The following is a 21,398-nucleotide window of genomic DNA, read 5'->3' as shown; positions in this document are numbered from 1 at the left end:
GCGCAGTTATTGCCAGCAGCAAGACGCCGATTGCCAAGCCGTCTAAATCAACCCTTGGCGCGCTTCGTTCCAGTAATCGGGTGGTCCACTCCTTACAAAGGTAGTTTTATGAGCGGTAAGCACAATTCCAATGACCTCGCTCAGGGGCTCAAACAACGGCATGTCACCATGCTCTCCATTGCCGGCGTGATCGGCGCCGGCCTGTTCGTCGGCTCCGGCCATGCCATCGCCGCTGCCGGCCCTGCCGTACTGCTGGCCTATGCCGCAGCGGGCACCTTGGTGGTGCTGGTGATGCGCATGCTCGGCGAGATGGCGGTCGCGTCGCCCGACACAGGTTCGTTCTCCACCTACGCCGACCGCGCCATCGGGCGCTGGGCCGGGTTCACCATCGGCTGGCTGTACTGGTGGTTCTGGGTGCTGGTGATTCCGCTGGAAGCCAACGCCGCTGCGGCGATCCTGCATGCCTGGTTCCCGGCCGTCGATCTGTGGGCCTTCTCGTTGATCATCACCCTGGCGCTCACCGTCACCAACCTGTTCAGCGTGAAGAACTACGGCGAGTTCGAGTTCTGGTTCGCCCTGCTCAAGGTGCTGGCCATCATCGCCTTCATCGTGGTCGGCTGCGCGGCCATGTTCGGCCTGGTGCCGGGCAGTCAGGTCAGCGGTGTCAGCCACCTGTTCGACACCCAGGGCTTCATGCCTAACGGCCTGGGCGCGGTGCTGGCGGCCATGTTGACCACCATGTTCTCGTTCATGGGCACCGAAATCGTCACCATCGCTGCCGCCGAATCCAAGGATCCGGGCAAGCAGATCAGCCGCGCCACCAACTCGGTGATCTGGCGGATCTGCCTGTTCTACCTGGTGTCGATCTTCCTGGTGGTGGCCATGGTGCCGTGGAACGATCCGGCCCTGGCCGAGAAGGGCTCCTACCAGACCGTGCTGAGCCTGATCGGCGTGCCCAATGCCAAGCTGATCGTCGACATCGTCGTGCTGATCGCGGTCACCAGTTGCTTGAACTCGGCGCTGTACACCTCTTCGCGCATGCTGTTCTCGCTGAGCAAGCGTGGCGACGCCCCTGCCGTCGCCCAGCGCACCACCCGCGCGGGCACCCCGCACTGGGCCGTGCTGCTGTCCACCGCGGCTGCGTTCCTGTGCGTGTTCGCCAACTTCCTCGCACCGGCCGAGGTATTCGAGTTCCTGCTGGCCAGCTCTGGCGCCATCGCCCTGCTGGTGTACCTGGTGATCGCCGTGTCGCAGTTGCGCATGCGTGCCCAGCGTGAGGCGCGGGGTGAGAAAATCTCGTTCAAGATGTGGCTGTTCCCGGGGCTGACCTGGGCCACCATCGCGTTCATCGTCGCCGTATTGGGCGTGATGGCCCTGCGCGAAGACCACCGCATCGAGATCATCGCCACGGCGCTGTTGAGCATCGCCGTGGTGATCACCGGGCTGCTGGTGCATCGCAAGCGCGGCGTCGCCGGACGAGCCGTGCTGGATAACTGAGTCGGCATCTGCATCGAAAAGGCCGCATCCTCTGAAGGATGCGGCCTTTTGCGTTTATCGGATCAGCGGTCGAATCGGCCTGGTAAAAAAATGAATCCCTGATTTGTCCCCTCGGTCAAGAATTAGGTACGCAGTAATCTGACGAGGTAACCGCATGACTATCGAAGCAGAAACACTTGCCGAACTGACCCAGGCGCTCAAGCGACGCGGCCTGAAACGCCTGGTCGATATCGCCTTCACCCGCGCGCCGTACCGCTGCAACCACCGCTGGATCTGCATCGTCGAGTAACGCTTCTCTTTGCCGGCAGCGGGGATTCGCCCCGCCGCCGGCCACCCTACCTACGCCGATTCAGGCGAATCCTTGCTGGCGCCACGCCTCATACACCGTCACCGCCACCGTGTTGGACAGGTTAAGGCTGCGGCACCCCGGGCGCATGGGCAGCCGCAGGCGTTGTTCGGCGGGCAGGCTGTCGAGCACTTCAGCGGGCAGCCCACGACTCTCCGGGCCGAACAAAAACGCATCGCCGGGTTGATAGGCCACTTCATGGAACGGGTGCGAGCCCTTGGTGGTGAAGGCGAACAGGCGCGGCTGGCCGAGGCTTTCCAGGCACTGGGCCAGGCTGTCGTGGCGCTTGAGCGTGGCATACTCGTGGTAATCCAGCCCGGCCCGGCGCAGGCGCTTGTCGTCCAGCTCGAAACCGATCGGCTCGATCAGGTGCAGGTCGCAGCCGCTGTTGGCGCACAGGCGGATGATATTGCCGGTATTCGGCGGAATTTCAGGTTGAAAGAGGATGACGTGGAACATGCACGGCCCCAGGCAGGAAGATGACGCGCATTCTACCCTCGAACCGGACCCGCGTTCGAAGGCATGGCCGCGGGTATTGATGTCGATGGCCATCGTCGGGGTGATGGTCGGTTTGATGATCGGTCGGTTGACGGCGCCCGAGCCGCGTGTGCTGGAACAGGTGCAGGTCATCGATGATGGCCTGGACTTGTTGTTCAACGCCTCGCCCAAGCTGCATGGCGAGAACGTCAATGGCACCGTGGCGCTGGTGTTTCAGGCCGAGGGCAAACCGCAGCGTGGCCAGTTGACCTTGCAAGGAAGGCCGGTGGGCTGGCGTTTGCAGCGTAGCGATGAGGGGCTGGTGCTGAGCCTGGTGGCCGCGCGTCCCCTTCGAGGCACCTGGAGCGCTGCAGAGGACGCGGGGCGTTGGCGGGTGCAGGTCAGGCTGCACGAATAAAAGAGGGGAGTCTCGGCCTGCCTGTACCGAGGTCCCCGAAGCGGGCGGTGTTGCGAATAAAAGAGGGAGTCTCGGCCTGCCTGTACCAAGGTCCCCAAAACGGGCGGTGTTGCGAATAAAGAGGGGGATGTCCCGGCCTGCCTGTACCGGGGTCCCCGAAACTGTCGTTATCAGTGTTATTGCAGGTGTCGTGCCAGTTTCTAAAATCCTTTTAATTCAATGGCTTGCCGGTTTTATTCGATGAGGTGCTCCCTATCCTGTGCCTTGCGCAGGTGCAGCGGGCACTGCATCGGTGCAAGTCCTGGCAGAAATGAAAAGGGCCGCTTCGCGGCCCATCGCGGCACAAGGCCGTTCCCACAAAATCCGCGCAAACCCTGAAATAGGGGTTGTACGGACCCAGTAGGAGTGGCCTTGTGTCGCGATGGGCTGCGCAGCAGCCCCTATGCCAGCCATACAGATCTCAAGTGAACCGCAGCACGCCATGAGCGGCCCCGGTCATGACAGCGACCGCTGACTATCAGTGCTCCTCGCCGTCGTCCTCATCGCTGCCATCGACCTTCATCCCCAGCTCCTTGATCTTGCGAGTCAAGGTGTTGCGGCCCCAGCCCAGCAGCACTGCCGCATCACGTCGACGCCCGGCCGTGTGCTTGAGGGCGGTCTCGATCATGATCCGCTCGAAGCTCGGCACGGCGCTGTCGAGCAGGTTCGACTGGCCGCGGGCGAGGGCCTGGTCGGCCCACTGGCGCAGTGCCTGCTCCCAGTTGGTGATCGGTGCCGCGTCGTGGGGCAGGTTGAGCAGTTCTGGCGGCAGGTCGCTGATCAGCACTTCGCGGCTCGAGGCCATCACCGTGATCCAGCGGCAGGTGTTTTCCATCTGACGCACGTTGCCCGGCCACGGCAGGTTGCGCATGAACTCTTCGGTTTCCGGCTTGAGCAGTTTCGGTTCGACTGCCAGCTCCCGTGCCGCTCGCCCCAGGAAGTGACGGGCCAGCGCGGGAATGTCCTCGCGCCGGTCGGCCAGGCGCGGGATATGGATGCGAATCACGTTCAGGCGGTGGAACAAGTCTTCGCGGAACTTGCCGGCCTGCACCAGCGATTCCAGGTTCTGGTGGGTCGCGGCGATGATGCGCACGTCCACCTTGACCGGTAGGTGTCCACCGACCCGGTAGAACTCGCCGTCGGCCAGCACGCGCAGCAGGCGCGTCTGGGTGTCGGCGGGCATGTCGCCGATTTCGTCGAGGAACAGCGTGCCGCCATCGGCCTGCTCGAAGCGGCCGCGGCGCAAGTTGGCCGCGCCGGTGAAGGCACCTTTTTCGTGGCCGAACAGCTCCGACTCCATCAAGTCCTTGGGAATCGCCGCCATGTTCAGGGCGATGAACGGCGCGGCGGCGCGCGGGCTGTGGCGGTGCAGGGCGTGGGCGACTAGCTCCTTGCCAGTACCGGACTCGCCGTTGATCAGCACGGTGATGTTGGAGTGGCTCAGGCGACCGATGGCGCGGAACACCTCCTGCATCGCCGGCGCCTCGCCGATGATCTCCGGGGTGCGCGCCAGGGTCGGTGGGGCTTGTAGCGCCTGCTGCTCCTGGGCGTGCTGGTTGGCGCGCTTGACCAGCGCCACGGCCTCATCCACATCGAATGGCTTGGGCAGGTACTCGAAGGCGCCGCCCTGGTACGACGCCACCGCGCTGTCCAGGTCGGAATGGGCGGTCATGATGATCACCGGCAGGCGCGGGTGCGCTTCGCGGATCTGCGCCAGCAGGTCCAGGCCGCTGGTGCCGGGCATGCGGATGTCGGAGATGATCACGTCCGGCTGCTGGCGGGCCAGGCGTCCCATGACCCCGTCGGCGCTGTCGAAGCTCTGGGTGGTCATGCCTTCCTGCTGCAGGGCCTTTTCCAGGACCCAGCGGATGGAACGATCATCGTCGACGATCCACACGGTTTCACTACGGCTCATGGGGCTGTGGCTCCTTGTTCCAGGGGCAGGAAGATCGAAAAGGTGGTGTGGCCAGGGTGGCTTTCGCACTCGATCAGCCCCTGATGCTGACTGATGATGTTCTGGGTGATGGCCAGGCCCAGCCCGGTGCCGTCCGGGCGTCCGCTGACCATCGGATAAAAGAGGGTGTCCTGCAGTTGCGCGGGGATGCCGGGGCCGTTGTCGGTGATTTCGATCCGCGCCACCAGGCGGTGACGCACGTGGCCGATGGTGAACTGGCGCACGGCGCGGCTGCGCAGGGTGATGCGGCCCAGGCGCAATTCGTTCTGGCCGTTGATCGCCTGCATGGCGTTGCGCACGATGTTGAGCACGGCCTGGATCATCTGCTCGCGGTCGATCAGCACGTCCGGCAGGCTTGGGTCGTAGTCGCGCACCAGGGTGATGCTGCCCTGGGCTTCGGCGTCCACCAGGCTGCACACCCGCTCCAGCACTTCGTGCACGTTGGTCATTGCCAACGACGGCAGTTTGTTCGAGCCCAGCATGCGGTCGACCAGATTGCGCAGGCGGTCTGCCTCTTCGATGATCACGTTGGTGTAGTCGCGCAGACCGTCCTCGGGCAGTTCGCGGGCCAGCAGTTGCGCTGCGCCGCGAATCCCGCCCAAGGGGTTCTTGATTTCGTGGGCCAGACCACGCACCAGCATCTTGGTGGTTTCCTGCTTGCTCAGTTGCGCCTCTTCCTTGGTGATGCGCAGCAGCCGATCACGCGGGTGCACTTCGAGCAGCAGCAGGGTGTTGCCCTGATGCAGGATGGGCGTGACAGCGTAGTCCACGGTGATGCTCTGGCCGGTCAGGGAGGTCAACTGGGCTTCGCGCTTGGTGAACGGATGCGCCTGCTCCACGGCCTGGCGCAGGGAGTGCAGCGCTTCGGTCGATTCGGTGAACAGTTCGCTGATGAACTGGCCGTGGCTGCGCTGACCGCTGACCGCCAGCAGCATCTCGGCGGCCGGGTTCATGTACTCCAGGCGCAATTCGCTGTTGAGCAGCAGGGTCGCGGTGGTCAGGTTGTCCAGGAGCAGTCGGTGCTGTGCATCGCTGATGGTCATGGTGCGTTGTCGACCTCTATTGGCGCTGTTCCGGCCCGCATGCCTCAAGAAGCAGACGGGTCAGCCGCTGGTTGCCCTGGAAAATGCAAGAAACAAACCAAGGCTCCGAAAAGAAGCGGAATTGGCCGATGAAGCGCAGGTTGTGCGCAAAATCGGCTCAATAATTCACGCTTTATCGATTCAACTGACCTGATTTGGGCTGCACCGCAGGGCGTTCAGCTATTTGTTGCACCAATATAGAGCATTGCTCGTCAGTCGCGTGCGCAGAGGCTTGCGGTGGCGCGGATCAGCATGAGGCGGCGAGTGGCATCGCTGGAGCGCAGGCCGATGGCCTTGGCCAGTGCGTGCTCGCATTGCGCGGGCCGGTCGCGGTCGAAACGCGCCAGGCGATCGAGCATCTGCGCCTGCAACAGGTCCAGTTGTGGGCGAATCTCACGGGTGAGGTCCAGGCGTGGAATGTCTGGCGCGGCCTCCACCAGGCTCCACTGGCTGAGCAGATGGTACTGGCGCAGCTTGTTGGCCTCGATCTGGTCGCTGAAGAACAGGGTCGCACGCTCCGGGCTGACGTTATGGCTCGATGCGGCCTTGCGCACTCTTTCCAGCACCTGCTGCTCGCGAGCACTGTCCTGTACTGGCTGGCCGTTGTCCCACTTGTGCAGGGCCACGGCGTCGGCGATGGCCAGACGCTGTTCGATGCTGTCGAGCAGGGCCTCGAAGGTGGGGTCGGGATCCGGGGATTTCAGGCAGCCGGTGAGGGCGAGGATGCACAACAGGCAGAGCGGGGTGAGGCGCATGGCGATCTCCTTGAAATGGGAGACCTGAGTGTGGCCAATGCCCTTTTGTGTACCAGTAGGACGCGTCCGAACCGCGTGACCGTAAAAATACAAACGGCTTCCCGAGGGAAGCCGTTTGGGTTGATCGCTACGGCGCAAGCGCCGCAGTCATCAGACGCTGTAGTACAGGTCGTATTCCAGCGGGTGAACGAAGGTACGCACCTTGATCTCTTCTTCGGACTTCAGCTCGATGTAGGCATCGATGAAGTCGTCGGAGAACACGCCGCCTTTGGTCAGGAAGGCACGGCCCTTGTCCAGCTCTTCCAGAGCTTCTTTCAAGCTACCGCAGACCTGCGGGATTTCCTTGGCCTCTTCAGGCGGCAGGTCGTACAGGTTCTTGTCGGCGGCATCGCCTGGGTGGATCTTGTTCTGGATACCGTCCAGGCCGGCCATCAGCAGGGCGGCGAAGCACAGGTACGGGTTGGCGGCCGGGTCCGGGAAGCGCGCTTCGATGCGGCGAGCTTTCGGGCTGGACACGTAAGGAATACGGATCGAGGCCGAACGGTTGCGGGCCGAGTAGGCCAGCATGACCGGCGCTTCGAAGCCAGGCACCAGACGCTTGTAGGAGTTGGTGGCCGGGTTGGTGAAGCCGTTCAGGGCCTTACCGTGCTTGATGATGCCGCCGATGAAGTACAGGGCGGTGTCGGACAGGCCGGCATAGCCTTCGCCGGAGAAGGTGTTCTTGCCGTCTTTGGAGATCGACATGTGCACGTGCATGCCCGAGCCGTTGTCGCCGTACAGAGGCTTGGGCATAAAGGTGGCGGTCTTGCCGTAGGCATCGGCCACGTTGTGCACGCAGTACTTCAGGGTCTGAACTTCGTCAGCCTTGGTGACCAGGGTGTTGAACTTCACGCCGATTTCGTTCTGACCGGCGGTAGCCACTTCGTGGTGGTGCACTTCGACGACCAGGCCCATTTCTTCCATGGCGTTGCACATGGCGGTACGGATTTCGTGGTCGTGGTCGCACGGCGGAACCGGGAAGTAGCCGCCTTTGACGGCCGGGCGGTGGCCCTTGTTGCCGCCTTCGACGTCCTGGTCGGTCATCCAGGAGCCTTGCTCGGAGTAGATCTTGAACATCGAGCCGGAGATGTCCGACTTGAACTTGACCTGGTCGAAGATGAAGAACTCAGGCTCAGGGCCGACGAATACGGTGTCACCGATACCGGTGGACTTCAGGAACTCTTCGGCGCGCTTGGCGATGGCGCGTGGGTCGCGGTCGTAGCCTTGCATGGTGGAAGGTTCGATGACGTCGCAGACCAGGATCAGGGTCGGCTCTTCGGTGAACGGGTCGAGCACGGCGGACGAATCGTCCGGCAGCAGGATCATGTCGGAGGCTTCGATGCCTTTCCAGCCTTCGATGGAGGAGCCGTCGAACATCTTGCCGGCTTCGAAGAACTCATCATCCAGCGCATCGCGAGCCGGCATGGTGACGTGGTGCTGTTTGCCTTTGGTGTCCGTGAAACGCAGATCAATCCACTTGACGTCATGATCTTTGATGAGTTGAACCGACTTCGACATGTTGTCCTCCGGATGGTCTAGAGCGCGGTAGGCCGCTGCCCTGGAAAAAGGGTGTCGCCGGGCGCGGATAGTCGGCCAAGCTTACCTGCATCACAAGGGAGCAAATTGCATGCCAGTGCCCGAAAATGGCTAGGGCGGGATAAAAGGCGGCGTCCATAGGCATCTAAGGGCCCCCCGCAACGGCGATATGCACCTAAAAAAGGCGTCATTCGCTGGCAATGCACTTATATGGTGCGGAGGTGGGGCGGGCGTGCTTTGTTTGGGGGCTGCGGCGATTCATCAGCCATCAGGCCGCTAGAAGCACTGTCAGACCGCCACGCGGCACCTATCTGTAAACCTCTGATCAAAAGTTGCTCAAATCTCTACCTGTTTCCGCTATAATTCGCGCCCCTCATTTTCGGCAGGCTCCGCGCGCGCTGTTAACCCAATGAAACTTATCGTCAAAGTCTTCCCAGAGATCACCATCAAGAGCCGGCCGGTGCGCAAGCGCTTCATCCGCCAGCTCGGCAAGAACATCCGCAACGTGCTCAAGGATCTGGATCCGGAGCTCGTGGTCAACGGTGTCTGGGACAATCTCGAAGTGGTCACCCGCCTCGAGGACGAGAAGATTCAGCGCGAGATGATCGAGCGCCTGACCTGCACCCCGGGGATCACCCACTTCCTGCAAGTGCAGGAGTATCCGCTGGGCGACTTCGACGACATCGTCGAAAAATGCAGGCAGCACTACGGTCATCTGCTGGCCGGCAAACGCTTCTCCGTGCGCTGCAAGCGCGGGGGGCACCACGATTTCACCTCGATGGACGTCGACCGCTACGTCGGTAGCCAGTTGCGCCAGCAGTGCGGCGCGGCCGGTATCGACCTCAAGCGTCCGGAAGTGGTGGTGCGCCTGGAGATCCGCGACCAGCGCCTGTTCGTCATCCACAGTCAGCACGACGGTATCGGCGGCTACCCGCTGGGCGCGCTGGAGCAGACGCTGGTGCTGATGTCCGGTGGCTTCGACTCCACCGTGGCGGCCTACCAGATGATGCGCCGCGGCCTGATGACCCATTTCTGCTTCTTCAACCTCGGCGGTCGCGCCCACGAGCTGGGGGTGATGGAAGTCGCTCACTTCCTGTGGAAGAAGTACGGCAGCAGCCAGCGCGTGCTGTTCATCAGCGTGCCGTTCGAAGAAGTGGTCGGCGAGATCCTCGGCAAGGTCGACAACAGCTACATGGGCGTCACCCTCAAGCGCATGATGCTGCGCGCCGCCGCGCGCATGGCCGAGCGTTTGCAGATCGATGCCCTGGTCACCGGCGAGGCGATTTCCCAGGTGTCGAGCCAGACCCTGCCGAACCTGGCGATCATCGACTCGGCCACCGACAAGCTGGTGCTGCGCCCGCTGTTGGCCAGCCACAAGCAGGACATCATCGACACCGCCTACCAGATCGGCACCGCCGATTTCGCCAAGCACATGCCCGAGTACTGCGGCGTGATTTCGGTGAACCCGACCACCCATGCCAAGCGTCACCGCATGGAGCACGAAGAGAAGCAGTTCGAGATGGCCGTGCTCGAACGCGCCATCGAGCGCGCCCGGTTCATCTCCATCGACCATGTGATCGACGAGCTGGGCAAGGACATCGAGGTCGAGGAAGTGGCGCAGGCGATGCCTGGCCAGATCGTCGTCGATATCCGCCACCCCGATGCCCAGGAAGACGAGCCGCTGGTGCTCGACGGCATCGAGGTGCAGGTCATGCCGTTCTATGCCATCAACAGCAAGTTCAAGCACCTGGACGACACGCGCCAGTACTTGCTGTATTGCGACAAGGGTGTGATGAGCCGTTTGCACGCACACCATCTGCTCAGTGAGGGACATGCCAATGTGCGTGTTTATCGTCCGGCATAAGACGCCAGGGCTGTATGGCGGCAGCATCCGCCATCGCCCTCCCGACCCACGGGCCCGCTGAGTCTGCTTTCGTACATATTCGCCGCCTACACTGGCGGCCACCGAATCCTCTGCACGAGATACAGTTGTGATCGAAAATCTGCGTAACATCGCCATCATCGCCCACGTTGACCATGGTAAAACCACCCTGGTCGACAAACTCCTGCGCCAGTCCGGCACCCTGGAACGTAATGAGCTCAACGACGAGCGCGTCATGGACTCCAACGACCAGGAAAAAGAGCGCGGCATCACCATTCTGGCGAAGAACACCGCCATCAACTGGAATGGCTACCACATCAACATCGTCGACACCCCCGGCCACGCCGACTTCGGTGGCGAGGTCGAGCGTGTGATGTCGATGGTCGATTCGGTGCTGCTGCTGGTCGACGCCCAGGACGGCCCGATGCCGCAAACCCGCTTCGTGACCAAGAAGGCCTTCGAAGCCGGTCTGAAGCCGATCGTCGTGATCAACAAGGTCGACCGTCCGGGCGCGCGTCCTGACTGGGTTCTGGACCAGATCTTCGACCTGTTCGACAACCTCGGCGCCACCGACGACCAACTGGACTTCCAAGTGGTCTACGCCTCGGCCCTGAACGGCATCGCCGGCCTGGACCACACCGCCATGGCCGAAGACATGACCCCGCTGTACCAGTCGATCGTCGACAACGTACCTGCGCCTTCGGTCGACCGTGACGGTCCGTTCCAGATGCAAATCTCGGCACTGGACTACAACAGCTTCCTCGGCGTCATCGGCGTTGGCCGTATCGCCCGTGGTCGCGTCAAGCCGAACACTCCGGTGGTCGCCATCGACACCGACGGCAAGAAGCGCAACGGCCGTATCCTCAAGCTGATGGGTCACCACGGTCTGCACCGTGTGGACGTCGAAGAAGCCCAGGCCGGCGACATCGTCTGCATCAGCGGTTTCGACGAGCTGTTCATCTCCGACACCCTGTGCGCACCGGACGCGGTCGAAGCGATGAAGCCGCTGACCGTCGACGAGCCCACCGTTTCGATGACCTTCCAGGTCAACGACTCGCCGTTCTGCGGCAAGGAAGGCAAGTTCGTCACCAGCCGTAACATCAAGGACCGTCTGGACAAGGAGCTGCTGTACAACGTAGCCCTGCGCGTTCAAGAGACCGACTCCCCGGACAAGTTCAAGGTCTCCGGCCGTGGTGAACTGCACCTGTCGGTACTGATCGAAACCATGCGCCGTGAAGGCTTCGAGATGGCCGTAGGCCGTCCTGAAGTGATCATCCGCGAAGTGGATGGCGTCAAGCAGGAACCGTTCGAGAACGTCACCATCGACATCCCTGAAGAATCCCAGGGCAAGGTCATGGAAGAGATGGGCCTGCGTAAGGGCGACCTGACCAACATGGTGCCGGATGGCAAAGGCCGTGTGCGTCTGGAGTACAACATCCCGGCCCGTGGTCTGATCGGTTTCCGTAACCAGTTCCTGACCCTGACCAACGGCGCAGGCATCCTGACCTCGATCTTCGACCGCTACGACACCATGAAGTCGGGCCAGATGTCCGGTCGTCTGAACGGCGTCCTGGTGTCGGTAGAAACCGGCAAGGCACTGACCTACTCGCTGGAAACCCTGCAGGCGCGCGGCAAGCTGTTCGTCGAGCACGGCCAGGAGATCTACAACGGTCAGATCATCGGTCTGAACAGCCGTGACAACGACCTGGGCGTGAACCCGACCAAGGGCAAGAAACTGGACAACATGCGTGCTTCGGGCAAAGACGAAGTCATCGCCCTGGTTCCGCCGGTTCGCCACACCCTCGAGCAGGCCCTGGAATTCATCCAGGACGACGAGCTGTGCGAAGTGACGCCGAAGTCGATCCGTCTGCGCAAGAAGATCCTGGACGAAGGCGAGCGTACCCGCGCTGCCAAGAAAGCCAAGAACTGAGTCAGCGCTGGCTGAATGAAAACGCCCCCGGTCGAAAGGCCGGGGGCGTTTTTTTTTAGCGGCAAGCGGCAAGCGGCAAGCGGCAAGCGGCAAGCGGCAAGCGGCAAGCGGCAAGCGGCAAGCGGTAAGCGGTAAGTGTGCGGTGGGCTCGCTTGAGTGAGCTAGGCGCCGAACTGCAAGGCGTTGGTCAGATCGCCCATGGGCTGCTGGGCGCGAGCGATCATCGCCGTGAGTCAGGGCCTCATCTGTCGCCTGCCGGCTGGGCGACGTGGTCCCACCAGCCGCCGTTTTCATCGACGCTGACATCACCACCCTGTCGTGCCATTGCGGGCTTTCTCGCAGCACTTCAGCACGCGGTTGATATGCCGGTCGCCGGACGCGACATCGGCGTAGCCTGCGTGCAGGTTGAGATTGCCTCCACGTTGAGGCCCTTCGTCATCGAAGACGGCCGCGCAGGCGCCCGGTCCGGCTGAGACACCGCTACGACGCCCTGATTGCTCTTGCTCTTTCTTGCCGCTTGCCGCTCGCAACTTCAAACTTTCTTCGGCTTGTAGGCGCAATACCCCGGCCGTGGTCCGACCTTGGGATGATTGCGGCAGGTGTCCGGGCGCTTGTCATAAATGGTGCACAGCCGGCTCTTGCGGTCCAGATAGAGGCAGTCGTCGTTGCTCATGCGGGTCAGGGTAAAGATCCCCGACTTCTGATTGAAACGCTCGATGATGCCGTCTTTCTGCAGGCGCTTGGCGACGTTCTTCGGCGGCTCGTCCTTTTCGAATTCGTCCACCACGCCGATGCGGATCAAGTCCTTGATCTTCACTTCCACCGGCAGCGTGCAGCAGGTCGAGTGGCAGCCCCCGCACATGTGGCTGGCATAGCGTTGCCAGGTTTCCAGGCGGTCGACTTCGGCGGCGGCAATCAGGGTCGGTTTCATCGTTTTCGGGCGGATCTGGGGCTGAGGGCGCGCGATCATACCGGAGTTGTACAAATTATGTACAACCTTTTGCCGGACACCCCGGCTAGGCATGAAAACTGCGAACCGTCATGTCAACGCCCTGTCGAAGGGTCTAGTCTCATCACTCTCCCTTGCGTATTCGTCAACTTGCCCGAGGATGCCCGATGTCTCAGGAACCCAAAGCGCGTGACGCCGAGGTGGCTGCTTTTCGCACCGCTGTACTGGACAAACTGACCTACGCGGTCGGCAAGGATCCGGAACACGCCTTCGACCACGACTGGTTCGAAGCCATCGCCCTGGCTGCACGCGATCACATGGTCGATCACTGGATGGATCACACGCGCCAGGCTTACCGGCGCAGCCAGAAGCGGGTCTACTACCTCTCCCTGGAATTTCTCATCGGTCGCCTGCTGTACGACAGCCTGAGCAACCTGGGCTATCTGGAGATCGCGCGCGAAGCCCTGGAAGGCCTGGACGTGGACCTGGAGCGTATCCGTCTGCTGGAGCCCGACGCGGCGCTGGGCAACGGTGGCCTGGGGCGGCTGGCCGCCTGCTTCATGGAGAGCATGTCGACCCTCGGCATCGCTGCCCATGGCTATGGCATCCGCTACGAGCACGGGTTGTTCCGCCAGGCCATCGTCGATGGCTGGCAGCAGGAGCAGACCGAGAACTGGCTGGATTTCGGCAACCCCTGGGAGTTCGAGCGCGCCGAGGTGATCTACCCGATCAGTTTCGGCGGCAGCGTCGAGACCCTGCATGACGCCCACGGCGTGGCGCGTCAGGTGTGGACGCCGGGCGAGAGCGTGCGCGCGGTGGCCTACGACACGCCGGTGGTGGGCTGGCGCGGCTCCAGCGTCAACACCCTGCGCCTGTGGCGGGCCCGGGCGCTGGAAGAGCTGCACCTGGAGCGCTTCAACGCCGGCGACCACCTGGGCGCGGTGGCCGAGGTGGCCCGCGCCGAGAGCATCTCGCGGGTGCTGTACCCGGCCGACAGCACCGAAGCGGGGCAGGAACTGCGCTTGCGCCAGGAGTACTTCTTCGTCTCCGCCTCGCTGCAGGACCTGCTGCGCCGTCACCTGAACATGCACCAGAACCTGCTCAACCTGCCGGATGCGGCCGCGATCCAGCTCAACGACACGCATCCGTCGATCGCCGTGGCCGAGCTGATGCGCCTGCTGGTGGACCAGCACGAGATCCCGTGGGACACCGCCTGGGAGCTGACCGTCGGCACCTTGGCCTACACCAACCACACGCTGCTGCCCGAGGCGCTGGAGACCTGGCCGGTGGCGCTGATGGAGCGCATGCTGCCGCGGCACATGCAGATCATCTACCTGATCAACGCGTACCACATCGATGCGCTGCGCGCCAAAGGGCAGCATGACTTCGACGTGCTGCGCGCGGTGTCGCTGATCGAGGAAGACAACGGCCGGCGCGTGCGCATGGGCAACCTGGCGTTCCTCGGTTCGCACAGCGTCAACGGGGTGTCGGCGCTGCACAGCCAATTGATGAAGAGCACGGTGTTCGCCGAGCTGCACAAGCTCTACCCGCAGCGCATCAACAACAAGACCAATGGCATCACCTTCCGCCGCTGGCTGTACCAGGCCAACCCGCCGCTCACGGCCATGCTGGTCGAGGCGCTGGGTGCCGGGCTGCTGGACGACCCGCAAGGCGGGCTCAAGGCGCTGGAGCCGTTCGCCGAGAAGAACACCTTCCGTAAACAGTTCGCGGCCCAGCGCCTGCACAGCAAGCGCGCCCTGGCCAGCATCATCCAGGACCGCGTCGGCGTCACGGTCAATCCCGAGGCGCTGTTCGATGTGCAGGTCAAGCGCATCCACGAGTACAAGCGCCAGTTGCTCAACCTGCTGCACACCGTGGCGCTGTACCAGGCCATGCGCAACGATCCCGGCACCCAGTGGGCGCCGCGGGTGAAGATCTTCGCCGGCAAGGCGGCGGCCAGTTACCACCAGGCCAAGCTGATCATCAAGCTGACCAACGACATCGCCCGGGTGGTCAACAACGACCCGACCGTGCGCGGCCTGCTCAAGGTGGTGTTCCTGCCCAACTACAACGTCAGCCTGGCCGAGAGCATCATTCCCGCGGCGGACCTTTCCGAGCAGATCTCCACGGCCGGCTACGAGGCGTCCGGCACCAGCAACATGAAGTTCGCCCTCAATGGCGCGCTGACCATCGGCACGCTCGATGGCGCCAACGTCGAGATGTGCGAGCAGTTGGGCGCGGAGAACATGTTCATCTTCGGCCTGACCGCGCAGCAGGTGGAAGCGCGCAAGCGCGCCGGCGACTTCGGCGCCACGGCGGCGATCGACGCCTCCGGGCGCCTGGGCGATGTGTTGCAGGCCATTCGCAGCGGGGTGTTCTCGCCGGACGATCCGGGGCGCTACGCCGGGCTGATCGACGGTCTGATCGCCTACGACCGCTTCCTGGTCTGCGCCGACTTCGACGCCTACTGGGATGCCCAGCGGCGTGTCGAGGACCTGTGGCACGCGCCGCAGGACTGGTGGCGCATGGCAGTGCTCAACACCGCGCGGATGGGCTGGTTCTCCTCGGACCGGACCATTCGCGAGTACGCGACCGAGATCTGGAAGGCCTTGGATTGAGCTCAGGCCGCGCCGGTGAACCTGCATCTGTCGGCCAGCAGGATCACCGGCGCGGCTGAACTCCCGACCTTATTCGTCGTCTCACTGCCCAGCCCCACCTCGACGCTCGCTAGGGCGCAGCTCTCCCTGTAAACTGCGAGGGTTTTTACCCCCTCTTCCTTTTCGGAGCCATACATGTCCCGCGTTACCCTGAGTCGCTATCTGATTGAGCAGACCCGCAGCAACAACACTCCTGCCGATCTGCGCTTCCTGATCGAAGTGGTGGCGCGCGCGTGCAAGGAAATCAGCCACCACGTGTCCAAAGGCGCCCTGGGTGGCGTGCTGGGCAGCATGGGCACCGAAAACGTGCAAGGCGAAGTGCAGAAAAAACTCGACGTCATTTCCAACGACATCCTGCTGGAGGCCAACGAGTGGGGCGGCCACCTGGCCGGCATGGCGTCCGAGGAAATGGACAACGCCTACCAGATTCCGGGCCGTTATCCCAAAGGCGCCTATCTGCTGGTCTTCGACCCGCTGGACGGTTCGTCGAACATCGACGTCAACGTCTCGGTCGGCACCATCTTCTCGGTACTGCGCTGCCCGAACGAGTACCTGAGCCAGAACGAAACCCTGAACGAGAACGCCTTCCTGCAGCCAGGCACCGAGCAGGTCGCCGCCGGTTATGCCATCTACGGCCCGCAGACCATGCTGATCCTCACCCTGGGCAGCGGCGTCAAGGGCTTCACCCTGGACCGCGAGCTGGGCAGCTTCGTGCTCACCCACGAAAACATCTGCGTGCCGGAAACCACCGCCGAGTTCGCCATCAACATGTCCAACCAGCGTCACTGGGAAGCCCCGGTCAAGCGCTACGTCGACGAGCTGCTGGCCGGTGAGACCGGTCCGCTGCAGAAGAACTACAACATGCGCTGGATCGCTTCGATGGTGGCGGACGTGCACCGCATCCTCACCCGTGGCGGCCTGTTCATGTACCCGCGCGACGCTCGCGAGCCGAGCAAGCCGGGCAAGCTGCGCCTGATGTACGAAGCCAACCCGATGTCCTTCATCATCGAGCAGGCCGGTGGCGCATCGACCAACGGTTACGAGCGCATCCTCGACATCAAGCCGGAGAGCCTGCACCAGCGCGTGTCGGTCATCCTCGGCTCGAAGCAAGAGGTCGAGCGCGTCACCGCCTATCACAAGGAGTAAGACATGCTCGCACCTTGGCAGCCGTTGCTGGAGTGGTGGTTCGGTTGGGGCAGCAGTGCCCAGGCCGTGGCTGACGAGAAGAGCACGCTGTGGTTCGGCAAGCACCATGACGCCGACGCCCAGGCGCTGTTCGGTGATCAGGTCGAGCAGGCCCTGGCCGGTGGGCTCGAGGACTGGCAGCAGAGCCCGCAAGGCTGGCTGGGGTTGCTGCTGCTGCTCGACCAGCTCCCGCGCATGATCTATCGCGACACGCCGCGCGCCTTCGAGGGCGACCGGCGTGCGCAGGTGGTGGCCATGCAGGGTCTGCAAAAGGGCTGGGATTACCAGTTGCTGCCGATCCAGCGGGTGTTCGTGCTGCTGGTGCTGGAGCACGCCGAGGTGCTGGACTGGCAGAACCTGAGCGTGGAGCGCTATCGCGCGCTGCTGGACGAACAGCCCGAGGCCAACCGTCGTTTGTTCGAAGGCTTCCTCGACTACGCCGAGCAGCACCAGCGAGTGATCGAGCGCTTCGGTCGCTTTCCCCATCGCAACCTGGTGCTCGATCGTCCCAGCACCAGCGAAGAGATGGATTTCCTGCTCGAACCGGGCTCCCGGTTCTGAGTCGACGGGGCCGCTTCCGGGCTCCGTGTTCCCCTTGCATCGCCCTTGACGCACCGCGCTTACACGTGGTGCGTCGTGGTGGGCGTGTGCCGACGAACGGTCTGATACGAAAGCAGGCTTGTCAGGGAACCGGGGAGGCATTTTCGCTTCTAAGGGCTCTGCAGGCCGTCTCGCCTGTTGCATTCATCTCCAGGAGAGCCCTTCATGTCGTTGCGTTCTATCGCCCTGCTGTCGTTGATGGTCGTGCTGACCGCGTGCAGCAAGATCAACCAGGAAAACTACGCCAAGCTCAAGGCCGGCATGACCAAGGTCGAGGTCGAGCAATTGCTCGGCACGCCGAAGGAATGCTCCGGTGCGCTGGGTATGAGCAGTTGTACCTGGGGCGACGAGAGCAGCTTCATCAGCGTCCAGTACGCCGCCGACAAAGTGCTGATGTACTCCGGGCAGGGCCTCAAATGAAGCGCTGGCCTGTGCTGCTGGCGCTGGGTTTGGCGCTGGCGCTGGGCGGCTGTGCGAGTTCGTCGGTGGATCCGCTGGCGCCCAAGACCGCCGGCCACGTCGACCTCAAGCGCTATCAGGGCAAATGGTACGAACTGGCGCGCTTGCCGATGCGCTTCCAGCAGGACTGCGCGCAGTCCGAAGCTCATTACAACCTCAAGCCCGATGGCAGCCTGGGCGTGCTCAATCGCTGCCGCACCGAGGGTGACGAGTGGCTGCGCGCCGAGGGCCATGCGGGCATTGAGGAGCCGGGGCACACCGACAAGCTGTGGGTGGAGTTCGACAATTGGTTCAGCCGCCTGGTGCCGGGCCTGACCCGCGCCGATTACTGGATTCTGTACGTGGACGAGCACTACCAGACGGCAATCGTCGGCAGTCCGAACCGTCGCTACCTGTGGATCTTGTCGCGGACCCCGAGCCTGCCGGCCTGGCAGCGCGAGCACTTGCTGTCCAAGGCGCGCCAGCAGGGCTATGACACCAGCCGGCTGGTCTGGCGTGTGTCGGACAAGCAGATCGTCGCCCGGCACTGATCGGTGCGAATCGCGCGGCCCTTTACTGAAGTGGCCGCGCTTCACTCAGCCCAGTAATGCGCGCAACACCTGCGCGAACGCCTGGGCACTGTCGTCTTCCAGGGCATGGCGCCCCTGTCTCACCACCCACCGTCCGTTGACCATCACATCGCGCACCTGCCGGTCGCTGCCGGCGAACAGCCAGCGGTTGAGCACGGCGTCGCCCTGCGAGGTGGCGATGTACGGATCCTGACCGTCGAGCACCAGCCAGTCGGCGCGCTTGCCGACCGCCAGTTCGCCGACGTTTTGTCCCAGCGCCTGCGCGCCGCCGGCCACGGCCGCGTCGAACAGCGTGCGGCCGACCATCGGCTGGTCGCTGCGGTACAAGCGGTTGCGGCGCTGGTCGCGCAGGCGCTGGCCGTACTCCAGCCAGCGCAGTTCCTCGACCACGCTGAGCGAAACATGGCTGTCCGAGCCGATGCCCAGGCGTCCGCCCTGGGCGAGGAACGCTACGGCCGGAAACAGGCCGTCGCCCAGGTTGGCCTCGGTGGTCAGGCACAGCCCGGCCACCGCGCCGCTGCGCGCCATGGCGCTGACTTCGTCGGCTTCGGCATGGGTGGCGTGGACCAGGCACCAGCGCTGATCCACTGGCACGTGCTCATACAGCCACTGCAAAGGACGGCGCCCGCTCCAGCTCAGGCAGTCGTCGACTTCCTTCTGTTGCTCGGCGATATGGATATGCACCGGGCAGGTGGCATCGCTGGCCTGCAGCACCTCGGCGATCTGCCGTGGGGTGACCGCGCGCAGCGAGTGGAAGCACAGCCCCAGGTGTTGCGCAGGGTGTGCGGCCACGAGCGGCGCGAGTTGCTGCTGCAGGCGCAGGTACTGTTCGGTGGAATTGATGAAGCGGCGCTGGCCGTCGTTCGGAGCCTGCCCGCCAAAGCCGGAATGGCTGTAGAGCACCGGCAGCAGGGTGAGGCCGATACCGCTGGCGCTGGCGGCAGCGCTGACCTGGCGTGACAGCTCGGTGGGGTCGGCGTATGGCTGGCCGGCGGCGTCATGGTGCACGTAGTGGAACTCGGCCACCGAGGTGTAGCCGGCCTTGAGCATCTCGATGTAGAGCTGGCGGGCGATGACCTGCAACTGGTCGGGAGTGATCAGGCCGACCAGGCGGTACATCAGGTCGCGCCAGGTCCAGAAGCTGTCGTTGGGGTTGCCGACCACTTCGGCCAGGCCCGCCATGGCGCGCTGGAAGGCGTGCGAATGCAGGTTGGGCATGCCCGGCAGCAGCGGGCCGGCGAGGCGCTCGGCACCTTCGGCACTGGCGTTGCAGTCCAGGCGTTGGATCTGTCCGTTGGCGCAGACTTCCAGGCGCACGTTGCTGGCCCAGCCCGAAGGCAGCAGGGCACGTTCGGCGAAATAGGCGGACATCGGTCGGTCACCCTGTGGTTATTTGTATATACATATACAGACGTTTGCCTGCCGGGTAAACTGCGGCAAGCTACCGCCACTCACTTTGCACAAGGATGCACGACCGTGCCGACACCCTCTGTCTCCGCGCTGGTGGCCCAGATGGGCGAAGGGCCGGCGCCGCTGTATGCCCGGGTCAAGCAGATGATCGTCCAGCAGATCGAAACCGGCAGTTGGCCGCCGCATCACCGCGTGCCGTCGGAGAGCGAGCTGGTCAGCCAGTTGGGCTTCAGCCGCATGACCATCAACCGCGCCCTGCGCGAGCTCACTGCCGACGGGCTGTTGGTGCGCATGCAGGGTGTCGGCACCTTCGTCGCCGAGCCCAAGACCCGCTCGGCGCTGTTCGAAGTCAACAACATCGCCGACGAGATCGCCAGTCGCGGGCATCGGCACCGCTGCCAGGTGATCGTCCTCGCCGAGGAAGCGGCCGGCTCCGAGCGCGCCCTGGCGCTGGACATGCGCGAAGGCCAGCGGGTGTTTCATTCGCTGATCGTGCACTTCGAAAACGAGGTGCCGGTGCAGATCGAAGACCGCTACGTCAACGCCGCCATCGCGCCGGGTTACCTGGAGCAGGATTTCACCCGGCAGACGCCCTACGCCTATTTGTCGCAAGTGGCGCCTTTGACCGAGGGCGAGCATGTGGTCGAGGCGATCCTGGCGGAGCCGGACGAATGCCAGTTGTTGCAGATCGAGCGTGGTGAACCTTGCTTGCTCATTCGTCGACGTACGTGGTCGGGGCGCCAGCCGGTCACCGCGGCGCGGTTGATTCACCCTGGCTCGCGCCATCGCCTGGAAGGACGGTTCAGCAAATGAGCGGGGTCCGTGTGTTGCGTGCCCGCGATTATCCGCGCATGCCCTGGAAGAACGGGGGTGGCTCCACTGAAGAAATTGCCCGCGATGCGGGGGAGGGGCTCGAGGGCTTTGGCTGGCGGTTGTCGATTGCCGATATCGAGTCTTCTGGGGGCTTTTCACGGTTTGCGGGGTATCAGCGGATCATCAGTGTGTTGCAGGGTGAGGGTATGTACTTGACGGTGGATGGGCAGCGGAGCCGGTTGTTGCGGGTGTTCGATGCCTTTGCCTTCAAGGGGGACAGTGAGGTGGCTTGTACGTTGCCTGGTGGGGGGATTCGGGATTTCAACCTCATCTATGCGCCTGATCTTTATAGGGCTCGGTTGCAGTGGTTTGAAGGGCGGGCGCGGTTCTTTAGTGATGCTGGGACGGTGGTGGTGTTTGCCGGGGGCGGGGAGGTGGGGGTTGAGATTGATGGGGGTGGGGTTTTGTTGGGGGGGTATGACTGTTTGATGGTGAGTGGTCGTGAGGGGGTGGTGGGGGTTGAGGTTTCTGGGGTGTGTTGTGTTGTTGAGTTGACTCGGGTTGGGGGGTGATTGGCTGTTGGGGGTTTGGGTTTTGGGGGCTGCTTTTTTTGGTGGGCTAATCCGGTGGATTGGGTGAGGCTGATTCACCTTTTCGCCCTTACGGCGACCCCCTTTTTTTCTTGGAAAAAAGGGGGCAAAAACCGCTTGCTCCCGCATCCGGCCCCTTCGCTGCGCTGCGGGGTTCCCTCGCGCCGGTGGCACTCCGGGGGTACCGCGCTTAGGGGCCATCCATGGCCCC

General features: G+C 63.4%; 19 protein-coding genes and 1 pseudogene. 12 read left to right on the top strand and 8 right to left on the bottom strand.

Translation table 11 applies throughout. From position 1 onward, the window contains the following. Nucleotides 1–108 precede the first annotated feature (108 nt). Both gabP and Q7C30_RS01055 read left to right on the top strand, forming a co-directional pair. Nucleotides 109–1,497, top strand: a complete 1,389-nt coding sequence (gene gabP, locus Q7C30_RS01060; protein WP_029612667.1) for a GABA permease — start codon at nucleotides 109–111, stop codon at nucleotides 1,495–1,497. 154 nt (nucleotides 1,498–1,651) lie between these two features. After that, the gene (locus Q7C30_RS01055) at nucleotides 1,652–1,786 is read left to right on the top strand and encodes a hypothetical protein (protein ID WP_275898074.1); all 135 of its coding nucleotides are present in this window, start codon (nucleotides 1,652–1,654) and stop codon (nucleotides 1,784–1,786) included. A 60-nt stretch (nucleotides 1,787–1,846) separates the two neighbouring features. On the opposite strand, the gene trmL is transcribed toward Q7C30_RS01055, so the two are convergent. Further along, nucleotides 1,847–2,302: a tRNA (uridine(34)/cytosine(34)/5-carboxymethylaminomethyluridine(34)-2'-O)-methyltransferase TrmL gene (gene trmL / locus Q7C30_RS01050; RefSeq protein WP_295487694.1), complete on the bottom strand. Its 456-nt coding sequence runs from the start codon at nucleotides 2,300–2,302 to the stop codon at nucleotides 1,847–1,849. On the opposite strand from trmL, the gene Q7C30_RS01045 reads away from it, so the two are divergent. Then, nucleotides 2,301–2,738, top strand: a complete 438-nt coding sequence (locus Q7C30_RS01045; RefSeq protein ID WP_317870328.1) for a hypothetical protein — start codon at nucleotides 2,301–2,303, stop codon at nucleotides 2,736–2,738. The genes trmL and Q7C30_RS01045 overlap by 2 nt on opposite strands. Nucleotides 2,739–3,255: 517 nt before the next feature. On the opposite strand, the gene ntrC is transcribed toward Q7C30_RS01045, so the two are convergent. From ntrC to glnA, 4 genes are all read right to left on the bottom strand, one after another. Beyond that, nucleotides 3,256–4,692 carry a nitrogen regulation protein NR(I) gene (gene ntrC, locus Q7C30_RS01040; protein WP_039582669.1) on the bottom strand — a complete coding sequence of 479 codons (1,437 nt, stop codon included), beginning with the start codon at nucleotides 4,690–4,692 and terminating at the stop codon, nucleotides 3,256–3,258. Next, nucleotides 4,689–5,774, bottom strand: coding sequence for a nitrogen regulation protein NR(II) (glnL, locus tag Q7C30_RS01035; RefSeq protein WP_039582670.1), 1,086 nt, complete (start codon nucleotides 5,772–5,774; stop codon nucleotides 4,689–4,691). The genes ntrC and glnL overlap by 4 nt, the downstream gene beginning before the upstream one ends. A 251-nt stretch (nucleotides 5,775–6,025) precedes the next feature. After that, nucleotides 6,026–6,568, bottom strand: a complete 543-nt coding sequence (locus Q7C30_RS01030; protein ID WP_317870327.1) for a chorismate mutase — start codon at nucleotides 6,566–6,568, stop codon at nucleotides 6,026–6,028. A gap of 150 nt (nucleotides 6,569–6,718) precedes the next feature. Further along, on the bottom strand, nucleotides 6,719–8,125 hold the full coding sequence (gene glnA / locus Q7C30_RS01025) for a glutamate--ammonia ligase (protein ID WP_039582672.1): 1,407 nt from the start codon (nucleotides 8,123–8,125) through the stop codon (nucleotides 6,719–6,721). A 427-nt stretch (nucleotides 8,126–8,552) separates the two neighbouring features. On the opposite strand from glnA, the gene thiI reads away from it, so the two are divergent. Then, nucleotides 8,553–10,007: a tRNA uracil 4-sulfurtransferase ThiI gene (gene thiI, locus Q7C30_RS01020; protein ID WP_039582674.1), complete on the top strand. Its 1,455-nt coding sequence runs from the start codon at nucleotides 8,553–8,555 to the stop codon at nucleotides 10,005–10,007. Between the two features lie 127 nt (nucleotides 10,008–10,134). Then, nucleotides 10,135–11,955, top strand: coding sequence for a translational GTPase TypA (typA, locus tag Q7C30_RS01015; RefSeq protein ID WP_039582676.1), 1,821 nt, complete (start codon nucleotides 10,135–10,137; stop codon nucleotides 11,953–11,955). Nucleotides 11,956–12,116: 161 nt separating this feature from the next. Here the strand turns inward: typA and Q7C30_RS01010 are convergent. Further along, nucleotides 12,117–12,389, bottom strand: a pseudogene (locus Q7C30_RS01010) (alkaline phosphatase family protein); the annotation flags it as partial. Between the two features lie 98 nt (nucleotides 12,390–12,487). Beyond that, nucleotides 12,488–12,886, bottom strand: a complete 399-nt coding sequence (locus tag Q7C30_RS01005) for a YkgJ family cysteine cluster protein (protein ID WP_029614709.1) — start codon at nucleotides 12,884–12,886, stop codon at nucleotides 12,488–12,490. A 185-nt stretch (nucleotides 12,887–13,071) separates the two neighbouring features. Between Q7C30_RS01005 and Q7C30_RS01000 the strand changes: the two genes are divergently transcribed. The 5 genes from Q7C30_RS01000 to Q7C30_RS00980 all read left to right on the top strand — a co-directional run bounded on the left by Q7C30_RS01000 (nucleotide 13,072) and on the right by Q7C30_RS00980 (nucleotide 18,335). Next, nucleotides 13,072–15,522, top strand: a complete 2,451-nt coding sequence (locus Q7C30_RS01000) for a glycogen/starch/alpha-glucan phosphorylase (RefSeq protein WP_317870326.1) — start codon at nucleotides 13,072–13,074, stop codon at nucleotides 15,520–15,522. 174 nt (nucleotides 15,523–15,696) lie between these two features. Next, entirely contained in the window at nucleotides 15,697–16,707 is a 1,011-nt protein-coding gene (locus Q7C30_RS00995; protein ID WP_317870325.1) for a class 1 fructose-bisphosphatase, read from the top strand. 3 nt (nucleotides 16,708–16,710) lie between these two features. Continuing rightward, complete coding sequence (locus Q7C30_RS00990) at nucleotides 16,711–17,307, top strand: DUF924 family protein (RefSeq protein WP_029614710.1); 597 nt, start codon at nucleotides 16,711–16,713, stop codon at nucleotides 17,305–17,307. A 204-nt stretch (nucleotides 17,308–17,511) separates the two neighbouring features. Then, complete coding sequence (bamE, locus tag Q7C30_RS00985) at nucleotides 17,512–17,766, top strand: outer membrane protein assembly factor BamE (protein WP_029614711.1); 255 nt, start codon at nucleotides 17,512–17,514, stop codon at nucleotides 17,764–17,766. Then, nucleotides 17,763–18,335, top strand: coding sequence for a lipocalin family protein (locus Q7C30_RS00980; RefSeq protein ID WP_039582690.1), 573 nt, complete (start codon nucleotides 17,763–17,765; stop codon nucleotides 18,333–18,335). Before bamE ends, Q7C30_RS00980 begins: the two co-directional genes overlap by 4 nt. A 45-nt stretch (nucleotides 18,336–18,380) precedes the next feature. On the opposite strand, the gene Q7C30_RS00975 is transcribed toward Q7C30_RS00980, so the two are convergent. Beyond that, nucleotides 18,381–19,745, bottom strand: coding sequence for a formimidoylglutamate deiminase (locus tag Q7C30_RS00975; protein ID WP_317870324.1), 1,365 nt, complete (start codon nucleotides 19,743–19,745; stop codon nucleotides 18,381–18,383). A 141-nt stretch (nucleotides 19,746–19,886) separates the two neighbouring features. Here Q7C30_RS00975 and hutC point away from each other — a divergent pair, with 141 nt between their 5' ends. After that, nucleotides 19,887–20,597, top strand: a complete 711-nt coding sequence (gene hutC / locus Q7C30_RS00970) for a histidine utilization repressor (protein WP_162889581.1) — start codon at nucleotides 19,887–19,889, stop codon at nucleotides 20,595–20,597. Continuing rightward, nucleotides 20,594–21,169: a HutD family protein gene (locus tag Q7C30_RS00965; protein WP_317870322.1), complete on the top strand. Its 576-nt coding sequence runs from the start codon at nucleotides 20,594–20,596 to the stop codon at nucleotides 21,167–21,169. Before hutC ends, Q7C30_RS00965 begins: the two co-directional genes overlap by 4 nt. The last annotated feature ends 229 nt before the right edge of the window (nucleotides 21,170–21,398 follow it).

Origin of the sequence: Pseudomonas sp. RAC1 (assembly GCF_030658255.1) — a bacterium.
In the GTDB taxonomy this organism is placed as follows: domain Bacteria; phylum Pseudomonadota; class Gammaproteobacteria; order Pseudomonadales; family Pseudomonadaceae; genus Aquipseudomonas; species Aquipseudomonas boreofloridensis.
The sequence above is the reverse complement of the archived record's forward strand: the minus strand, read 5'-3'. Positions and strand labels throughout refer to the sequence as shown.